Raw genomic sequence first — 624 nt, forward strand, 5'->3', positions numbered from 1 at the left:
GCCACCGCCTTCGTCAACATCCGCAAGGCGGCCGAGGATGGCAAGAAGATCCCCGAAGGCTGGGCTCTGGATGCCAGCGGCAACCCGACCACCGATCCGGCGGCGGCGATGAAGGGCGCGATGCTTGCCTTCGGCGGTCAGCGCGGCGCCAACATCGCGCTGATGGTCGAGGTGCTGGCCGCCGGCATTTCCGGCGCCAACTGGTCCCTCGACGCGCCCTGGTTCACCGGCGGGCCGGACAGCCCCGGCACCGGCCTTTTCGTTCTCGCCATCGAGCCCAAGCTGCTCGATCCGGACTTCGAGCAGCGCATGAAGGACCAGCTCGACCGGCTGCGGCGGCGCTATGGCGTGCATATTCCTGGACGCTCGCGCGCCGAAGCCGCGGAGAAGGCAAAGGCGCGTGGCATCACCACGTCCAGGTCGGTCGTGCAGCGCATTTCGGAATTCGCCGAGCGTTACTCGGCCTGATTCCCTGCTGTTGAACCTTTTCCCGACTTGACGCGACACATTCGCGGCACCCGATGCCGCGAGCCGCCTGGTTGACTCCGTCCGGCTCGTGGCTGGCGGCGCCGCGCCGGGCGTTCAGGGCGAGGCGGGCGTGCTTGCTTTACGCCACCTTGATAC

The 624-nt window shown here is 67.9% G+C and carries 1 protein-coding gene; it reads left to right on the top strand.

The window, feature by feature from the left end:
- Positions 1–468, top strand: a 468-nt coding sequence (locus tag EOA27_RS39185; RefSeq protein WP_189562413.1) for an Ldh family oxidoreductase, incomplete at its 5' end; no start/stop codon positions are given.
- Positions 469–624: the final 156 nt, after the last annotated feature.

Source organism: Mesorhizobium sp. M2A.F.Ca.ET.037.01.1.1, from assembly GCF_003998075.1.
Taxonomy (GTDB): domain Bacteria; phylum Pseudomonadota; class Alphaproteobacteria; order Rhizobiales; family Rhizobiaceae; genus Mesorhizobium.